The organism is Alistipes timonensis JC136, assembly GCF_900107675.1.
Classification (GTDB): Bacteria; Bacteroidota; Bacteroidia; order Bacteroidales; family Rikenellaceae; genus Alistipes; species Alistipes timonensis.
On the sequence record NZ_FNRI01000003.1, the window covers coordinates 113726 to 131152 of the forward strand.

Annotated in this window: 14 protein-coding genes; 6 read left to right on the forward strand and 8 right to left on the reverse strand. The window is 59.1% G+C overall.

Annotated features, from left to right (window positions below; translation table 11 throughout):
* Positions 1-33 precede the first annotated feature (33 nt).
* The 8 genes from BLU78_RS04960 to BLU78_RS04985 form a co-directional block, all read right to left on the reverse strand.
* Entirely contained in the window at positions 34-2094 is a 2061-nt protein-coding gene (locus BLU78_RS04960) for a fimbrillin family protein (RefSeq protein WP_010261386.1), read from the reverse strand.
* A 21-nt stretch (positions 2095-2115) separates the two neighbouring features.
* Positions 2116-2247, reverse strand: coding sequence for a hypothetical protein (locus BLU78_RS14285; protein ID WP_010261389.1), 132 nt, complete (start codon positions 2245-2247; stop codon positions 2116-2118).
* Positions 2248-2321: 74 nt separating this feature from the next.
* Positions 2322-3680 carry a fimbrillin family protein gene (locus BLU78_RS04965; protein ID WP_010261391.1) on the reverse strand — a complete coding sequence of 453 codons (1359 nt, stop codon included), beginning with the start codon at positions 3678-3680 and terminating at the stop codon, positions 2322-2324.
* A gap of 25 nt (positions 3681-3705) precedes the next feature.
* On the reverse strand, positions 3706-3855 hold the full coding sequence (locus BLU78_RS14095) for a hypothetical protein (RefSeq protein WP_176791122.1): 150 nt from the start codon (positions 3853-3855) through the stop codon (positions 3706-3708).
* A 42-nt stretch (positions 3856-3897) separates the two neighbouring features.
* Positions 3898-4152 (reverse strand): hypothetical protein, encoded by a 255-nt coding sequence (locus BLU78_RS04970; protein ID WP_010261394.1) that lies wholly within the window; start codon positions 4150-4152, stop codon positions 3898-3900.
* 47 nt (positions 4153-4199) lie between these two features.
* The gene (locus tag BLU78_RS04975; RefSeq protein WP_010261397.1) at positions 4200-5369 is read right to left on the reverse strand and encodes an OmpA family protein; all 1170 of its coding nucleotides are present in this window, start codon (positions 5367-5369) and stop codon (positions 4200-4202) included.
* Between the two features lie 50 nt (positions 5370-5419).
* A complete protein-coding gene (locus BLU78_RS04980; RefSeq protein ID WP_044106342.1) occupies positions 5420-5911 on the reverse strand; it encodes a hypothetical protein in 492 nt (163 codons plus the stop codon).
* 425 nt (positions 5912-6336) lie between these two features.
* Complete coding sequence (locus BLU78_RS04985) at positions 6337-7245, reverse strand: tyrosine-type recombinase/integrase (protein ID WP_143029362.1); 909 nt, start codon at positions 7243-7245, stop codon at positions 6337-6339.
* Positions 7246-7766: 521 nt separating this feature from the next.
* Here BLU78_RS04985 and BLU78_RS04995 point away from each other — a divergent pair.
* The 6 genes from BLU78_RS04995 (at position 7767) to BLU78_RS05020 (ending at position 17410) form a co-directional block, all read left to right on the forward strand.
* A complete protein-coding gene (locus BLU78_RS04995) occupies positions 7767-8492 on the forward strand; it encodes a GntR family transcriptional regulator (RefSeq protein ID WP_010261405.1) in 726 nt (241 codons plus the stop codon).
* A 183-nt stretch (positions 8493-8675) separates the two neighbouring features.
* Positions 8676-10451 carry a class I mannose-6-phosphate isomerase gene (locus BLU78_RS05000; RefSeq protein ID WP_010261407.1) on the forward strand — a complete coding sequence of 592 codons (1776 nt, stop codon included), beginning with the start codon at positions 8676-8678 and terminating at the stop codon, positions 10449-10451.
* 27 nt (positions 10452-10478) lie between these two features.
* Positions 10479-11654 carry an MFS transporter gene (locus BLU78_RS05005; protein WP_010261409.1) on the forward strand — a complete coding sequence of 392 codons (1176 nt, stop codon included), beginning with the start codon at positions 10479-10481 and terminating at the stop codon, positions 11652-11654.
* On the forward strand, positions 11638-12747 hold the full coding sequence (locus BLU78_RS05010; protein ID WP_010261412.1) for an ROK family protein: 1110 nt from the start codon (positions 11638-11640) through the stop codon (positions 12745-12747). The genes BLU78_RS05005 and BLU78_RS05010 overlap by 17 nt, the downstream gene beginning before the upstream one ends.
* Before the next feature lie 35 nt (positions 12748-12782).
* The gene (locus tag BLU78_RS05015; RefSeq protein ID WP_074712033.1) at positions 12783-15842 is read left to right on the forward strand and encodes a SusC/RagA family TonB-linked outer membrane protein; all 3060 of its coding nucleotides are present in this window, start codon (positions 12783-12785) and stop codon (positions 15840-15842) included.
* Between the two features lie 26 nt (positions 15843-15868).
* Positions 15869-17410: a RagB/SusD family nutrient uptake outer membrane protein gene (locus tag BLU78_RS05020; protein ID WP_010261419.1), complete on the forward strand. Its 1542-nt coding sequence runs from the start codon at positions 15869-15871 to the stop codon at positions 17408-17410.
* Positions 17411-17427: the final 17 nt, after the last annotated feature.

Consider the following 17427-nt stretch of genomic DNA (forward strand, 5'->3'; position numbering starts at 1 on the left):
ATGCAAGGCTTTTTCTTTTGCGCCAATCGCAGCTCATTCGTTGCAGCGGATCGGCCACTTGTTGTTGTTCCCGATGACGGCACGGACCAGATCGTCACCGTAAACTGCCATCTCCGACCAGGTCTGCCCGTAGGTCATCGTCGCGTGAGACGCCCCGGCGAAGTCCATCAGCACGATGCCGACGTTCCCGCGGAAATCGTACCGGTTGAGCCGGTCCGCCGTGTAACGGTTGTAGAGGTTGGCGCAATAGTCGTAGTCGCCGACGGCACCGAAGATGCTGATGCCCGAGACCGAGCAGTGGGCCGTATCGTAACAACTCACATAATTCATACACCAGCGGGTAACGTCCGTCGTGTTGTAAGTGTAATCGATGCACTCCTCGATGGCCGCATACTTGGTTTTGCCGTCCGAGGAGCCGTTTTTGATGTTGTAGAGGTCGTTCACCCGGATCGGGGCCTGCCCGACGCCGTTGCCCGAGAGCGTCGTGTCGAAGACCACCTTGTCGTGCGTCCAGTTCAGGTAAGCGCCCAAATACTGCCCGTCGTTGGACGATTTGTAGTCCTCGCGGATGACGAAGAGAATCTTGCCCCGGGCATCGGCCAGCGTCATGCGGGGATGGAAATCGGCGATGCGCCCCTCGCAGTGCGAACGGACCAGGCTGACGACGCTCCTGTCCCACCCCGTTTTGCCGGTGCCGCTGGTGTTCTCGTATTTCAGGTGCACCAGCACCGTCTCACCGGGATGCGCTTCGAGAAAGCGCACGAAGCGGTCGAGCACCTGCGAAAGCATAAAGGGCGAGAGCTCCTGCCGGTCGGTCCCGCCGGGCACGTAACCGCCGAGCGACGGGTCGCCCAGCGGAGCGATGCCGTGCTGGATCGGGAGGTCCTGAACCGAAGAGCCCGACGCCGAAGGACGCACGTCGAACATACGGACCCCGGCTGCAAGCTGGTCCTCGAGGGAAAGCTCCTGCGCCTTAATCATCTTGGTGATGTTCATGTATCCGAACACCACGTTTTGCAGCCATTTGAAATGGAAACGCTCGCCCGGTTTGCCGCCCGTATATTCGTAATGCGATCCGAAGATCGTGCAGGCATCGTGCGAGCCCGGAATGGAGACCTGCGAGAGATAGGCGTTGTCGGGCACGCCGGCCATCCAGTCGGAATAGTCCCCGCCGATCCGCTGCGCCTGGGTCGGCATATCGCCGACCGTAAAGGTATAGCGGTGACCCGCCCGCAGGGTCGCGGCAGTCGTATACTCGTAGGTCTTGCCCTCGGTCGTAACGGCCGAGAGGGTCAGCCCGCGGATATCCTGCGGCAGCATGAAAGCCGTCACGATGATCTTCGAACCCGCATCGAGACGGATGTACGGGACCGCTCCGGTCGTCAGGTGCACGGCCAGCACCCGGGAGGTTTTGTCCGGATCGGTCGTGCAGACACCCGTAGCGACATCGTAGGTGAACGCCCCTGCCACGGGGTCGTCGCTCGACAGCACGAGTTTCTGCACCTCGACGGCCTCGGAAAAGCCCGTCTGAATCGTGACCGTGGTCATCAGCGGCCGAAACGCGAAAGGCACCTCGGCACCGCGTTCCACACCCTCGCTGCAGGCGGCCATATAGGCCAGCTGCATGTTGCATTCGCCGTTGTTGCAGGTCTGCACGGAGGGGACGGCGGTCAGGATGATCGACCCGCTGTTGGCCCTGACGGCCGCAGCCGGATAGAACGCATAGAAATTATAACGTTCGTCGCTGCCCCACGCCATGCCCGTATTGCCGAGGTCCGCCTCGCTCTCCGTCGCGCCGGAGACGCTGACCGTAACTGCCGCCCGCTGCGGGGTCGTCTGGGGACAGATGATCTCCACCCGGTCGCCGTTGCGCCAGTAGATCGGATAACCGCCGTTGCGCAGGGGCCCGTAGGCCGTGCGGGTCTCGGGCGGAGCGTCCGCCTCGCCGTCGTTGTCGATCGAAAAACGGCAGGCGACGGCACCGCCCCCGCTCCCGGGGTCGCCGGGATCACAGGCCGTCTCCGTCAGATCGGTTCCGCACCCGGCCAGCAGGAGCGCAAGCGCCGGCAGCCGGAAAATAGTTCTGTATTTCATAGCGTCTGTTCTGAATGGGCGTTAGTACTCATCGTCCGCAAAGTCCGGCGAATCGGGCCCCAGCTCTCCGCCGTGCGGCTGGGAGATGGCGAACCCCGCCTCCGCCGCAACCGCGAACACCTCCAGCTGCGGCTGTATGTAAACTGCTTTCATCGGGTATCTACTTTATAGACATATCGGGACGGCGTTGTCTCCGTCCCGATATATGCAGGTTTTCTTCGCCGGAATTACTCGATCGTATAGGTGAAGTCGGCGAACTCGACGTGGTAGGAACCCGCGGTGCTCAGGATCTTGACCATGATCCGCTGCCCGTTCGAAACCGTGAACGTATGGGTCTGCGTACCGGACCGGCACTCGTTGTCGTTGCCACTGATGATGTTGTTGCGGTCGCGGAGCCACGCCTCGGTGATCGGGCCGTTGCCCGTGACGCCGATGCGGTATTTGATGTTCACCAGCGCCCGGTTGGTAGCTGCCTCGAACGAGATCCGCACGGTCTTCTGGCCGTCGCACTGGATCGGAGCCGTCACGAACGCACCGTTGTTGCTGTTATTCGTCCCGGCCGGAACCTGCAGCTGGATACGGTTCTTTTTAAGTTTGTCGTCGCCGTTCTTGTCGCTTTTGATCTCGGCGCGGTAGAAATACCAGCCGTCGAAAAGTCCGTCGGGATCGTACTGCGGATCGACATAGTAAAACCCGTTGTCCTTCCAGGTGTCGGAGCCGTATTTGCTGTCGATGGCGTCGGGAACAGCGATCGTAACGGTCTTCCTGTTGCAGGGAACGCTCATCGTGTAGTGGTGGTTACGCTTCAGGCCGGCCAGGGTCAGCGACTTGTCCGAATAGGTCAGGCCGTCGGCGGTCATGACCTTCACGGTCAGCGTCGAGTGGATGCCGACCGGGAGCAGGCCGATCACGAACTCTTTCTGTCCGGTGGGAATGGTGATCGCATTGGTGACGGACGAGGCCGTGAAGTTTCCCAGGGCGTCGATCGTACCCGCCGTCGGCAGGACGTTGGCGTCGGTCTCCAGCATGATCTTCCTGGGCGTCTCGTTGGCCCCCAGTCCGAGCGTGATTTTGATGCGCGCCATCAGCGGTTTGAACGTGAAGTTGACGGGCAGCACGGTCGAGGTCTCATCGACGCTGAAGGGCTCCTCCCAGATGTTCGTGTACATAAAATCGTAGTCGGCGAGGTTCGACGTGCAGTAGGCATCGCCCCACGTGTGTTTGAACGTCTTGTTCACGGCATCGAACGATGCGCTGCAGTCGTACGGGTAGTAGGCCGCAGCCAGGGTGTAGGAACCGACGGGCACGTCGCCCGAGAACGTGGTGGTCGCGCCCGACTTGTCAGCCGTAAAGAGGCAGGTCCGCGTCACGGAGCCGTCGTAGAGGAGCACGGCGACCCGGTCGCCCTCCACCCAGTTGGTCGTGTTGCCGTCGATGGAGGTGCGGGTCTGCGCCGAGACCATCTCCTCGGGAATGGTGACCTGCACATACGTCTTCGTATCTTCGGGCGAGGTCACATCGCTGTCCTTGCTGCATGCGCTCATGCCGACTGCGGCAAAAAGGGCAATGGCGAATAATTTTTTCATAAGGCGTTTTTCGTTTTGTCGTTGGTTATTCGAAATCGTCGAACGAACGGGAGTTGTCGCCCAGCTCTCCGCCGCCGGTTCCCGGCTCGATATCGCTGCTTGCAGCGAATCCTTTCTCCACGCACACGGACATGACGTACAGGTCCGGAGCTTCATAAATCAAATGCTTTTTCATAGTCTTTTTATTGTGTTTAAATCAGTTACATCAATCCCGCCGCTATCCTGCGACGCAGAGCACCCGTACACACAGCCGTTCCCCGTCGGCGAAAAGGCAGACCTCCAGGACGGCCACCCGGCGTCCGGAGCGGCGAAGGCGGTGCAGTTCCGCTTCGATCCGCAGCTCCTCGGCTTCGGGAAGCGACCGGCCCACCCACGCTCCGAGCGAATCGGGAGCGTACACGCAGAGCCGTTCCTCCCCGAGATAGGCCAGCAGGTAGTACGGCGCCGAAGCGGACCGGGGAGTTTCGCCCATGGCAGATATTGCGGTTCGGGACATACGGGGAACATGGCCGGCAACCATTATTCTACGATCACGGCACGGTTCAGCTCGGGCTCCGCAAAGCGGTTGTTGGTGTCACCCTCGGCCTTTTTGACAAGGCGGTCGGGAGCAACGCCGTATTTGTTCTTCAGCAGGTTGTAGACATACTCCATCCGCTGCTCGCTGAGGCGCCGGTTCAGCTCGCGGCTGCCCGTCGCCTTGTCGGCCGAACCGATCAGCGTGAAGGTCTTGTCCTTGTCGGCCTTAATGGCGTTTTTGACATAGAATTCGAGATTGGTGAGCTCCTTGCTGTCGAGCGTCGCCTTGCCGATTTTGAAGAACAGCACCACGGGCGATGCGGAGACCTTCTGCTCGACAACGACCTTGGCGGGCGCGTTGCGCAGTTTTTCATTCTCGTCGTTCAGCACGGAGTTTTTCGAGGCGAGTTCGGAATTGTTCTCCTCGAGTCCCCGAATCCGGTTGAGATAGGGCGTAATGTCGATCGGCTGCACGTTCGAAGCACGCTTGAAACCGCGGCGGTTGAACTTGTAAGCCAGACCCGCCGTGACGGAGAGCATGCCTTCGCCGAGGCGTCCGCCGCTCACGCCGTCGAAACGCTGGTTGACGAGCAGGCAGCGGGCCTCGATCGTCAGGTCGAGCGACTTGCAGAGCCGCACGACGTTCAGCAGGCCGATGTCGAAACCGATCTCGTTGTCGTGGGTGTCGTTGCCGTAGGAGCGCGCCCAGCCGACACCGGCGTAAGGCACGAAATTCCAGGTGCGGTCCTTGCGGTAGCCGCTCAGGGCGTTCGAAAGGTTCCACATGGCGTCGGCGTGGAGGTACATCACGCCGAATTTCTCTTTGAACAGATTGCCGTCGGCGCCCCTGGCGTAGATCGAATTGGCAGTGGTCCAGCCTTTGGCCTGCAACCCGGCATATCCGACGCGGGCGCCGACCGAGGGGGTGAACCATTTTCCGGCGTGGATGTCCAGCGCCGGGGCCAGCCGTTTGCCGAATTTACCCTCCGAATCGTTCTCTCCGAAATAGAGGTTTACACCGCCGGCGACACCGACGAAGATATTGTCGAAGAACCGGTTGGTTTCATAGGGACCACGCACGATGCGGCCCTGCGCATCGCGGTTTTCTTTTTCCTGCGCCTGCACAGCGAGGCCGGAAAGCAAGAGGAGAGCAAAAAGCCAAAAATGTTTCATGTTCGAATGTTTTGTAATGATTTGATTGTTTTACGTTCGGTTTCGGCAGGTCAGAGCGGTCCCGTCCCGGTGATCCCGCCGCCCGGAATCTCCGGATGCGACAGTTGGAACCGGCTCTGCCGCGACAAGGCAAGCGACTCCAATTCTTCGATTTGTATTTCGGACAAATAACTTTGCATGAGGCGGTCGAAATCCATGCATACCTTCCGCAAAGGCTGCATGGTGAGGATATTCTCGTAGGACCAGAAGATGTTGGAGGCTTCGTGCAGATCGCCCTCCAACCGGACGGCCAGATCGTAGAGCGTCGGATTGGAATCGGGATTCCAACTGTAGGAGGTTTTTCCCGACTGGAAGACACAAGTCACATAATCGGTCTTTGCAACCAGCTTCCGCAGCGTCCGGCGGTACAGGTAGCTGTCCGCTCCCGGCCCGATGCAGGCGGCCTGCAACTCGCGGCCCTTCATCAGAGGGGTCCCGGCAACGGAAGCCTTCCGCAGCACGAGCAGGATTTTCACCGCCCAGAGTATTCTTACAGACAACATAAACCTACAACTGATTTAATAACAACATTTTACGCGCAATTTCCGAGACCCATTATTACCAATAATGGGTCTTATTACAGGTATGTGTCTGATTACCAGATAGCAGATACGCTATTCGGACACTTCGGCAACGACAAAACAGAGCCGGTCCGGACAATTTCGATCAGTCCGGAGCAGATTGGATGAAAATAAAATTTAAACGATTGACAGCAAACGCATTACGCCATACAACGCAATTTTTTACCGTAAAATATTTGGTTATATTTATAATTAACCCTACTTTTGCCCATAGTTCAAAATGTCTATAATACAATTCATTAGGGCTTCAAGATACATTATTGGTAATAATGGGTCTTGAATTTTTTTATTGTCCTGTTCCTTTCTCTCCATCCGAAAAATCCGAACGGTTTACAGAACCGGCTTTTTTACAGATCGATGATTTTGCGATTCGCCCGGTCGATGATATTGTGATCGAGCTGCGTGAGGTAGATGCGCGTCGTCCTCTCGGACGTATGTCCCATCCCGGCGCTGATCACCGTGAGCGGTGTGCCGCAGTCACGGGCCAGAGTGGCCCATGAATGGCGTGCGACATAGAATGTCAGCGGTTCCGGGAGATTTAACAGGACTCCGATCTTTCGGATGAATTTGTTCAGCTCGCGCTGCTGCTGGCGGTAATTCGTATAGCTGTCGTCTTTTGCCAGGATCGGAAGAATGTAAGGCGACGCATTGCGATAACGGTCGATGAGCCGCTGCAACTGCGGCTCGATGCTCATCAGCAACGTCTGACCCGTCTTGTGGCGCACATAAGTCAGCACGCCGTTGCGGATATTGCCCGTGCGCAGGTAACACATGTCCACGAACGACATGCCGCGGGTGAAGAAGCTGAACAGGAATATATCACGCGCAAGAGCATATTTGGGGTGATACGACGAGAGGTCGAGGTCGACAATCCGTTTGAGGTTCGCACGCGACAGCGCCCGTTTGCGGGTCGCGGTCTGCCTGACGGTCAGCTGTCCGAAGGGGTTGACGTGGGAAGCGGGAATAAGCCGTTTCCTGACGGCCCGGTTGTAGACGGCCCGGAGGTTGCGCAGGTGGAAAATCACGGTGTTCGCGGAGACGCCGCGCGCCCGAAGCCAGCGCTCGTAGCGCTCGACCCAGCGAACGGTGAACTGTCTCGGCGTCAGACGCATCCCGTTCAGGTAACTCAGCAACAACCGGAACGATGCCCGGTAATTTGCTGCCGACCCTTTTTTCCCTGCCTTTTCGTAATCGAAGATGTGCTGCGAGAAACACAACACGAAGTCGAATTGCTCGTTACTACGGGCACGATTCATCCCGGACGGGTATGCCCCGACAACCGGATGCCGCCCCGTAAAAGCGGAATCTGGGGAATACATAATTAAAATTTTAATGCGAAGAATTAGTCACTGTATGCAAAGATACAAAATTAGCACCATCTTCAACCATGCAGGTCGGTGATACAGCGCAAATTAGTCTTTCGCCAACGGCCTTTTTTCGCCCCTCACGGAGCATTCGCCGCGACCGTATATTTTATATAACAGACTGATAATATAATATTTGATACCTTTCCAGACCTTTTCCCGGACCCATTTTTTCACGCGCTTGTATTTGAGCGAACCAAATGGCGCACTGCTCGTTTTTTCGGCAGATCCGGCAGCAATTTTTATCGGATGCGATTTGTTGTTTAAAGAAAAAAGTGCTATGTTTGCACATATTCTACAACCCCGACAAATTGATTCCGGCGGCTAAAGCCGAGCAAAGCACTCATAATGAAATCTTTGAAGCGCTAAAACAGTCATAGGATACATACATAACCCTCAATATGTCATACGCTATGACCGAAGTGAAAGTGAACAAACCGCTGCACGTGCTGGCGGAGGAGGCGATCAAAAAGATGATCGTGCTTCCCGAATACCAGAACGGCAAACTGCTGCCCAACGAGATCGAACTCGCACGCAGCCTAAATATTTCGCGTAACACACTGCGCCAGGCCATCAACAAGATGGTCTTCGAAGGACTGCTCTGCCGTCGCAAAGGGTACGGCACATGGGTCGCCAAAAAAACCATCACGGGCGGTGTGAAAAACTGGCTGAGCTTCTCGCAGGAGATGCAACGGCTGGGTATTCAAGTCAAAAACTACGAGCTGCATATATCTATGGAACAGCCCGATGAAAACGTCCGCCGGTTCTTCGGCATGGGAGAGGGTATAAACGAGCTCTGCCTGAAGCTGGAACGCGTAAGGGGGCACGCCGAATATCCGTTCGTGGTCTTCATCTCCTATTTCAACCCCAAATTTCCGATCAGCAGCGACGACAACTTCGCCATGCCGCTCTACGAACTGCTCGAGAAACAATACGACATCGTCGTACACACCTCCGTCGAGGAGATTTCGGCCCGGCTGGCCGGAAAACGGGTCGCTTCGAAGCTGCGCATTCCGGAGAACGACCCGATCCTGATCCGCCGCCGCTTTGTCTACGATATCAAAGGCGTACCCGTCGAATATAACATCGGCTACTACCGCGCCGACAGTTTCACCTACACGATCACGGCCGAGCGATAGCCGCACAATAGAGCTTTGACAGTCGTTTCAGGCTGTTTTCCACGTCGGAAGGAGACCTCCTTCCGACTTTTTTCATCCCCGGGCCAAAAAAAAGTGCCAAACTATTTTGTATTTACAAAATATGTTACTTTATTTGCACAAATAATAATATGTATGAACATATATAACAATATAAGATATACCATGTATAGAAAATCAGACAGTTTCCTGGCTCCCGTCCAGGCGGCCGAAACACCGGCGGGCGAATACGAACTCTACCCGGCATTTGAGATCGGAGATGAGATATACAGCCGCATCGAGGTGCTCGCGGAGCGGATCGCCGCAGAAAAAAGCGTCGTCATCGACGGTTACGAAGGCATCCTGTGGGAAAAATTCATCGGATCGCTGGTCCGCGCCCTCGAGTCGCGGGGCCGGAAGGCGGCGGCCATTCCCGTGGCCGGTGCGCTGAAGAGCGAGACGGAGATCGACACGCTGATCGCCCCCTTCATGGGCGAGGAGGATTCGATTTTCGGCCGCATGACCGACCTGCTGCTGATCGACTTCTTCGACCGCACGGCGCTTCGGCAGCTCAGCCCTGACGCCGAGGCCGACATCACCCTCCTTTACGGTTGCGGCGCCGCGCTGGCGGAGTGGAAAGGCCCGCTCGTGTATGTCGACCTGCCCAAGAACGAACTCCAGTTCCGCATGGCGGCGGGAGCGGCCTTCAACGTCGGCACGACGCGCCGCATGGACGCCCGGGAGTCCTACAAGCGCTGCTATTTCATCGACTGGCCGATTCTCGACGCCTACAAGGGCGCGCTGATCCCCCGCATCGACTGGATCGTCGACGAGCAACGCATCGACGCCTACACGTTCATGAGCGGCGACGCCCTGCGCGAAGGTCTGCGGCACATGTGTCGCAGCAGTTTCCGCGTCCGCCCGTGGTTCGCACCCGGCGTGTGGGGCGGCACCTACCTGCGCGACCATATCCGGGGTCTCAACCGCGAAGCGCCGAACATGGCCTGGTCGTATGAACTGATGGCGCTCGAAAACGGAGTCATGTTCAAACATAAGGACACGCTGCTCGAAGTGTCGTTCAGTTTCCTGATGTCGTACGGCTACCGCGAGGTGCTGGGACATTGCGCCGAGGATTTCAAGGAGGATTTCCCGATCCGCTTCGACTTCCTCGACACGATCGACGGCGGCAACCTCTCGATCCAATGCCACCCGCGCCCGGAGTACATCCGTTCGCGGTTCGGCAAACCCTACACGCAGGACGAGACCTATTATATCCTGCGCGCGACAGACGACGCGCACGTCTACCTGGGTTTTCAGGAAGGCGTACAGAAAGCGCCCTTCACCGCTGCGCTCGAAGAGAGCCAGCGCACCGGAAAGGCGCTCGACATCAAACAATACGTACAATGCTTCCCGGCCCGCAAACACGAGCTGTTCCTCATCCCCAACGGAACGATCCACGCCTCGGGCGCCGGCAACCTCGTACTGGAGATCAGCAGCGCACCCTATATCTTCACCTTCAAAATGTACGACTGGGTGCGCCTCGACATCGACGGCCGCCCCCGTCCGATCAACATTGAGCACGGGCTGAACAACGTCCGCTTCGAACGCAACGGCAAGGTGGTTCCGGAGACGCTCATCAGCAAACCGAGCGTCATGGAGCGCAACGAAAGCTATACGCAGGAGCACCTGCCCACACATCCCGACCACTTCTACGACGTGCACCGCTACCGCCTGCACGACGCGCACAGCCTGACGATCGACACCGGCAACCGCTGCCACGTCTGGATGGTCGTCGAAGGCTCCGGCGTCGAGGTCGAGACCACCGACGGACGCAGGGAGCGTTACAACTACCTCGAAACGTTCATCATCCCGGCAGCCGCAGGCTCCTACACGCTCTACAACGTGTCGGGAGGCGACCTGCTGATGGTCAAAGCCTTCGTGAAGGACTCCTACAAGCTGTAAACAGAATTCCAACCCAAAACCCGAACCATGAATAAAAAACACAGCCTGAGCCGCCTGCTGCCCGTGCTTTTCGGATTCTTCATCATGGGCTTCTGCGACGTGGTAGGCGTGGCGACAAGCTACGTGCAGCAACATTTCGCGCTCTCGGAAAGCCTCGCGGGACTCATTCCCTCGATGGTCTTCCTGTGGTTCCTGCTGCTGGCCGTGCCGGTGGCCTTCTGGATGAACCGCATCGGCCGCCGCCGCATGGTGATCGTGGGCAACGTCATCACGATCGTCGGCATGCTCACGCCGCTGGCGGATTACTCGTTCGCCGCCTGTCTGGCCGCCTTCGCCCTGCTGGGCATCGGCAACACGATCCTGCAGGTGTCGCTCAACCCCCTGCTGACGAACGTCGTCGACGGACGCGCCCTCTCCAGCTCGCTGACCGCCGGACAGGTCATCAAAGCGGTCTCCTCGTTCAGCGGCCCCTTCATCGCCACCTTCGCCGCCTCGACGCTGGGCAACTGGATCTGGATGTTCCCGATCTTCGCCGGAGCGTCGCTGATCTCGGCGCTGTGGCTGCTGGCCACCCCGATCGAAGAGTCCCCGGCCGAACGCTCGTCGTCGATGGGCGAGGTTTTTTCAGTGCTCCGCGACCGGAAGATCCGGCTGCTCTTCCTCGGCATCGTCGCCATCGTGGGCATCGACGTCGGGCTGAACACACTGGCCCCGAAACTGCTGATCGAGCGGTGCGGCATGCCCCTCGAAAGCGCTGGCTACGGGTCGAGCGTCTACTTTTTCTGCCGGGTGATCGGAGCGTTCACCGGCACGCTGCTGCTGACCCGCCTCTCCGACCGAACCTACTACTTCTCCCACATCCTGCTGGGAATCGCCGTGCTGGGTGCGCTCTACTTCGCACACAGCCGCTACGCCATCCTGATCGCCCTCGGAACGGAGGGATTCGCCTTCTCGAGCATCTTCGCCGTCATCTATTCCCAGGCGCTCAAACACATGCCCGCCCGGGCCAACGAAATCTCGGGACTGATGATAACGGGCGTCTTCGGCGGTGCCGTCGTACCGCCCCTGATGGGCTTGCTGACCGACGCCGTGGGCTCGCAGGCCGGTTCGCTGGCCGTGCTCACCCTCTTCGCACTCTACCTGCTGGGCTGCGGCCTGATGATCCGATCCGAAAAAACCGAAAACCATGTATCAGCACGATGACAGAACGGTCGTAACGCTCGACGCGGGCGGTACGAACTTCGTATTCGGGGCCATGCGGGGCTGTGAGTTCATCACCGAGCCCCTTTGCCGGCCTTCGAACTCCCACGACCTGGACCTGTGCCTGCGAACCCTCGTCGAAGGGTTCCGCGAGGTGATCTCCCGGCTCGACACACCTCCCGTGGCGATCAGCTTCGCATTCCCGGGACCGGCCGACTATCCCCACGGGATTATCGGCGGCAACCTGCCCAACTTCCCGTCGTTCCGCGACGGCGTAGCCCTCGGGCCGTTCCTCGAGATGAAATTCGGCATCCCGGTCTTCATCAACAACGACGGCAACCTCTTCGCCTACGGCGAGGCCATGGTCGGGGCGCTTCCGTGGGTCAATGCACAACTGGCCGCCGCCGGATCGCAGAAACGCTACCGCAACCTGCTGGGCGTGACGCTCGGAACGGGATTCGGCTGCGGCGTGGTCATCGGCGGGGAGCTGCTGCTGGGCGACAACGCCTCGGGCGGCGACGTGTGGTGTTTCCGCAACGGCAAGCATCCCGAATACATCATCGAGGAGAGCGTCAGCATCCGGGCCGTAAAACGCGTCTACGCCGAGCGTTCGGGCGACACGGCCGACCTCACTCCGAAAGATATCTACGACATCGCCAAAGGCATGCGCCCGGGGAACGCCGCAGCGGCCCGGGAGAGTTTCGCCGAGCTCGGACGCGCGGCAGGCGACACGCTCGCCGCAGCCGCAACCATCGTCGACGGCATCATCGTCATCGGCGGCGGACTGACCGGCGCGGCGGAGTTTTTCGTTCCGGCGATGCTGGAAGAGATGCGCAGTCCGCTGAAGATGATGAACGGCACCTCTTTCTGTCGCATGCAGACCGAAGTGCTGAACCTCGACGACGAGGCGTCGCTCCGACGGTTCGTCTCCAACGGAGGACGGCCGCTGAAGGTCTACGGATCGGAAAAGGTCGTACTGTACGACGCCGGCAAGCAGATCGGGGTGACCGTCAGCCGGCTGGGAGCCAGCCGTGCCGTCTCCGTCGGCGCCTACGTCTACGCGCTCAACCACATCGGACAAACAGAATCCATTTGAACGAGATACAAACTAACCAAATACTTGCAATGACCATGAAACAAAAACAACTTGACTTCCGCAGAGGACGGGCCATCCGGAACTTCGCCGCCCTTGTCTGCCTTCTGCTGCTGGGCGTCTCCGGAGTCCGGGCCCAGAGCCGGTACGAAGTTTCGGGCGCAGTCACGGACCGCAATGCACAACCCGTTGCGGGAGCCTCCATCGTGGAGAAGGGAACCAACCGCGGTACGGTCACCTCGGCCGACGGCAGCTACACGATCCGCGTATCGTCGGACAAGGCCGTGCTGGTCTATTCGTTCTTCGGGTGCAAAACCCAGGAACTCGCCGTCGCAGGCCGCACACGGATCGACGTCACGCTGCAGGAGGATGCGATCGCCCTCGAAGAGGTCGTCGCCATCGGCTACGGCTCGATGAAGAAATCCGACCTTACGGGAGCCGTCTCGTCGATCAAATCGGAACTGCTCGAAAACAAACCCATCGCCTCGTTCGACAACGCCCTGCGCGGCCAGATAGCCGGTGTGCAGGTACGCCAGAACGACGGACAGCCGGGGGGGGGTGCGTCGATCCGCATCCGCGGCACGAGCTCGATCAACGGCACCAACGAACCGCTCTACGTGATCGACGGCGTGCCCCTGATCAGCGAATCGGTGACCGAGGGGCAAGGGCTGGTCATCAATCCGCTGTCGAGCCTCAGCACCAATGACATCGAGTCGATCGAGGTGTTGAAGGACGCCTCGGCGACCGCCATTTACGGAGCCCGCGGCGCCAACGGCGTCATCCTCGTCACGACGAAGAAGGGCCGCGAACAGCGCGGCGAGGTGCGTTTCAGCGCCACCCTCTCGCTCCAAACCCCCGAGCAGGCCTACACGATGCTCGACGGCGCACAACTTGCACAGCTGGGCAAAGAGGCTTACGAGAATGCCGGCATGTCCGTTCCGGCCTATTTCCAGGACCCCAAGTCGGTGGTGACGCGCACCAACTGGCTGGACGAGATCTTCCGCACGGCCATCACACAGAACTATCAGGTGAATTTCGGCGGCGGATCGAAGAAGGTCACCTACAACTTCTCGGCCGGTTATTTCAACCAGGAGGGCATCCTCATCAATACCGATTTCAACCGTTACACGTTCCGCGGGCAGGTGGCGGCCGAGATCAACAAGTACATCAGCTTCGGCAGCACGATGGGTTACTCGCAGGTGCAGTCCGAGGGTTACGGAAACGCCGACCAGTCGTTGAGCCTGATCTCCATGGCCTACGACATGAACCCGGCGCTGCCCGTGTACGACGCCGAAGGCAACTACACCTTCCGCAACAACCTCTCCTCGTCGACGGGCGTCTACGGCGGCAACCCCGTCGCCACGGCCCGCAAAGCCGATATGCAGAACCGCCAGAACCGCTTTACGGGCAACATCTACACCGACCTGAAGTTTCTGGGCGACGACCGGCTGGTGTTCCGCACGCAGTTCGGCGTGGACGACATCTTCAGCATGGACCGCATGTTCCTGCCCAATGACCTGGCGGTGGCGGTGGACGGCCCCGGCAAAGGCAACGTCGCCACGTTCAACACCAAAACGTGGGTTTGGGAGAACACCCTCACCTACAAGAACACCTGGGGCAAGCACAACCTCTCGGCCATGATCGGACAGACAGCCCAGAAATTCACCCAGACCGTCTTCCGGCTGGGCGTGAAGAACTTCGAGGACAACCGCCTCGGCTACCACGACCTGAGCGTCGGCAAGGATGTCTGGCTCAACCAGACGACCGATTCCGAGTGGGCGATGCTCTCCTACATCAGCCGCATCCACTACTCATTCGACAACCGCTACCTGTTCACCTTCACCGGCCGCGTGGACGGCTCGTCGAAATTCGGCGCCAACCACAAATACGGCTTCTTCCCCTCGGGGGCCTTCGCATGGCGCATCTCGGAGGAGAAATTCATGAAGGACATGAAGAGCGTCTCGAACCTCAAACTGCGCCTGAGCTACGGCGTAGTGGGCAATGCAGGCATCGCGCCCTACCAGTCGCAGGGTACGCTGGTTTCGGTGAAACCGCCCTTCGGCGACGGCGTCGCCAGCGGCGGACTGGCCCCGCTGACGCTGCCCAACGCCGACCTGGCGTGGGAGTCGACCTCGCAGTTCGACGCGGGCATCGACATCGGCCTGTTCGACAACCGGCTGAGCATCACCGCCGACTACTACCGCAAATACACCACCGACCTGCTCTACGCAGTCGACCTGCCGATGTACTCGGGCTACATGTTCTCGATGCGCAACCTGGGCGACCTGAGCAACCGCGGTTTCGAGTTCTCGGTGACGGGCGTTCCCGTGACGACGCGCCATTTCAACTGGACGTCGACCTTCAACATCGACACCAACGTCACCCGCATCGAGAAGCTCAACATCGCCGAGGGCGAATCGGCCGGCACGGGCGTGACCCGCATGGTGGTCGGCGACAAGCTGAACAACATCTGGGGCTACAAGACCAACGGCATCGCCCAGTTGGACGAGGACCTGACACAGGTGGCCCAGCTACCCAACCGTCCGATGGTGGCCGGCGAGCAGAAATACCAAGACATCAAAAAGGACGGCATCATCGACCTCAACGACGAGGTCATCCTGGGCAACCTCGCCCCGAAATTCTCGTTCGGGTTCAACAACAGCTTCTCGTACAAGAACTTCAACCTGAACCTCTTCCTGGAGGGCACCTACGGCAACGACGTAATCAACTACACGCGCAAGGAACTGGAGTCGATGGACGGTTCGTACAACAACATCACCACGGTACTCGACCGCTGGACGCCGCAGAACCCCGGCGGAAAACTGCCCCGCGCCGACGCCGTGTCCAACTCGTCGGGCTTCTCCGACCGCTGGGTCGAGGACGGCAGCTACCTGCGCATCCGCGACCTGACGATCGGTTACACGATCCCCCGCAAGTCCCTGCGCGGTATCGCCAGCATCAATGTGTTCGTGTCGTTCGAAAACCTCTACACCTTCACCAAATACACGGGCAACGACCCCTCGATCGGCGGCGGCATCGACCAGAACCTCTATCCCACGTCGCGGAAATATTCGCTGGGCGTCTCGATGACTTTCTAAGCTACTGACCAATAATGATTACGAAAATGAAAAACAGATTCATTCATACGATTTTCGGCCTGTCGCTGGGGCTCGCATCCTGCAGCGGGTTTCTCGACGAAGTGCCCCTGTCGAACGTGACGGACAAGAATTACTACACCACCGAGTCGGACGCCGAAGGCGCCGTCAACGCCATTTACGAGACGGTGGGCATCGGTTCGGTCAGCCAGTGGCAGGGCACGGGCAATGCGAACACCCCCTACGGAGGCGTTTTCTACAACGACTTCTGGCTGTCGCAGGACCTCTTCTCGGACAACGCCCTCCACGACAACTGGCTCTACGCCAACTTCGACAATTTCAGTCTTCCGGAGACCGACGGCAAGGTCAAAACGCTGTGGTACGCCTTCTACCGGGCCATCAACACCGCCAACATCGCCATCGACCGGATTCCGGCCATCGACATGGACCCCGACAAGCGCGATCACCTGGTGGGCGAGGCCCGCTTCTGGCGCGGCCTGCTCTATGCCGAAATGGTCAAAATGTGGGGCGACATGCCGCTGCGGCTGAAGCCCAGCGAATCGGTCGACGAACTGTTCGGCGTGGAGCGCACGGACCAAGTCGCCGTACTCGGCACGGTGATCGAAGACCTGCAGTTCGCCATCGACAACCTGATGGACAACTACCGGTCCGGCTACGGACGTGCCGACGTGCTGATGGCCAACGCCGTGATGGCAAAGGCATACCTGATCAAGGCCACCCGGACGCACGACGCTGCCGACTATCAGGCTGCCGCCGACTACGCCTATGAAGTAATCAAAACCGGGAAATACGACCTCTTCCCCGATTTCGCCGACAACTTCGTCATCAGCAAAAAGCACGGCATCGAATCGGTCGTGTCGATCAACTACGGCGGCGACGACCTCTGGAAATCGCAGTTCAACGTCTCGCTGCTGCCCGCGGAGATTCGCCAGAACAGTCCCGGCGGCAACGAGGGCCCCTCGAACGCCAATTCGTGGATCGTTCCGACGGAGAACCTCTACAAGTCGTTCGCCGAGGGCGACACCCGGCGCGACGCGACGATCATGAAGGACTTCACCTACAGCGACGGATCGACCCTCGTCTTCGCGGAGAGCGCCAAGTATCCCTATTATTTCTGCAAGTTCTGGGACCGCGAGGCGGAGCCCAACGGCCAGAACTCGGACCAGAACTACCCCTACATGCGTTATTCGGAGTTGCTGCTGATCTACGCCGAGGCGCTGAACGAAGTGCACGACGGTCCCACGACCGAGGCTTACGACGCCATCAACAAGGTCCGCGACCGGGCCTTCCAGGACAACGGCTCGGGCGATCACGATCTGAAGAACCTCGACTACGCCGGATTCCGCAAGGCGGTGCTCGACGAGCGCCGCTGGGAACTGGCGCTCGAAGGTTCGCGCTGGTTCGACCTCGTGCGCCTCTCGACGGATTTCGCCGGCGAGGTGAAGCGCGCCAAACCCGCCGCCTACGTTGCCGGCAAGCACAAGCTCTTCCCGATCCCGCAGTACGAGCGGCTGCTGAACAAGAAGATCACGCAGAACGACGGGTATTAACGAAATAATTCGAAATC

What these genes read in the sequence shown, in the direction of transcription:
- BLU78_RS04960 (WP_010261386.1), bottom strand. Translation starts at nt 2,094, where the DNA reads ATGAAATACAGAACTATTTTCCGGCTGCCGGCGCTTGCGCTCCTGCTG.
- BLU78_RS14285 (WP_010261389.1), bottom strand. Translation starts at nt 2,247, where the DNA reads ATGAAAGCAGTTTACATACAGCCGCAGCTGGAGGTGTTCGCGGTTGCG.
- BLU78_RS04965 (WP_010261391.1), bottom strand. Translation starts at nt 3,680, where the DNA reads ATGAAAAAATTATTCGCCATTGCCCTTTTTGCCGCAGTCGGCATGAGC.
- BLU78_RS14095 (WP_176791122.1), bottom strand. Translation starts at nt 3,855, where the DNA reads ATGAAAAAGCATTTGATTTATGAAGCTCCGGACCTGTACGTCATGTCC.
- BLU78_RS04970 (WP_010261394.1), bottom strand. Translation starts at nt 4,152, where the DNA reads ATGGGCGAAACTCCCCGGTCCGCTTCGGCGCCGTACTACCTGCTGGCC.
- BLU78_RS04975 (WP_010261397.1), bottom strand. Translation starts at nt 5,369, where the DNA reads ATGAAACATTTTTGGCTTTTTGCTCTCCTCTTGCTTTCCGGCCTCGCT.
- BLU78_RS04980 (WP_044106342.1), bottom strand. Translation starts at nt 5,911, where the DNA reads ATGTTGTCTGTAAGAATACTCTGGGCGGTGAAAATCCTGCTCGTGCTG.
- BLU78_RS04985 (WP_143029362.1), bottom strand. Translation starts at nt 7,245, where the DNA reads ATGAATCGTGCCCGTAGTAACGAGCAATTCGACTTCGTGTTGTGTTTC.
- BLU78_RS04995 (WP_010261405.1), top strand. Translation starts at nt 7,767, where the DNA reads ATGACCGAAGTGAAAGTGAACAAACCGCTGCACGTGCTGGCGGAGGAG.
- BLU78_RS05000 (WP_010261407.1), top strand. Translation starts at nt 8,676, where the DNA reads ATGTATAGAAAATCAGACAGTTTCCTGGCTCCCGTCCAGGCGGCCGAA.
- BLU78_RS05005 (WP_010261409.1), top strand. Translation starts at nt 10,479, where the DNA reads ATGAATAAAAAACACAGCCTGAGCCGCCTGCTGCCCGTGCTTTTCGGA.
- BLU78_RS05010 (WP_010261412.1), top strand. Translation starts at nt 11,638, where the DNA reads ATGTATCAGCACGATGACAGAACGGTCGTAACGCTCGACGCGGGCGGT.
- BLU78_RS05015 (WP_074712033.1), top strand. Translation starts at nt 12,783, where the DNA reads ATGAAACAAAAACAACTTGACTTCCGCAGAGGACGGGCCATCCGGAAC.
- BLU78_RS05020 (WP_010261419.1), top strand. Translation starts at nt 15,869, where the DNA reads ATGAAAAACAGATTCATTCATACGATTTTCGGCCTGTCGCTGGGGCTC.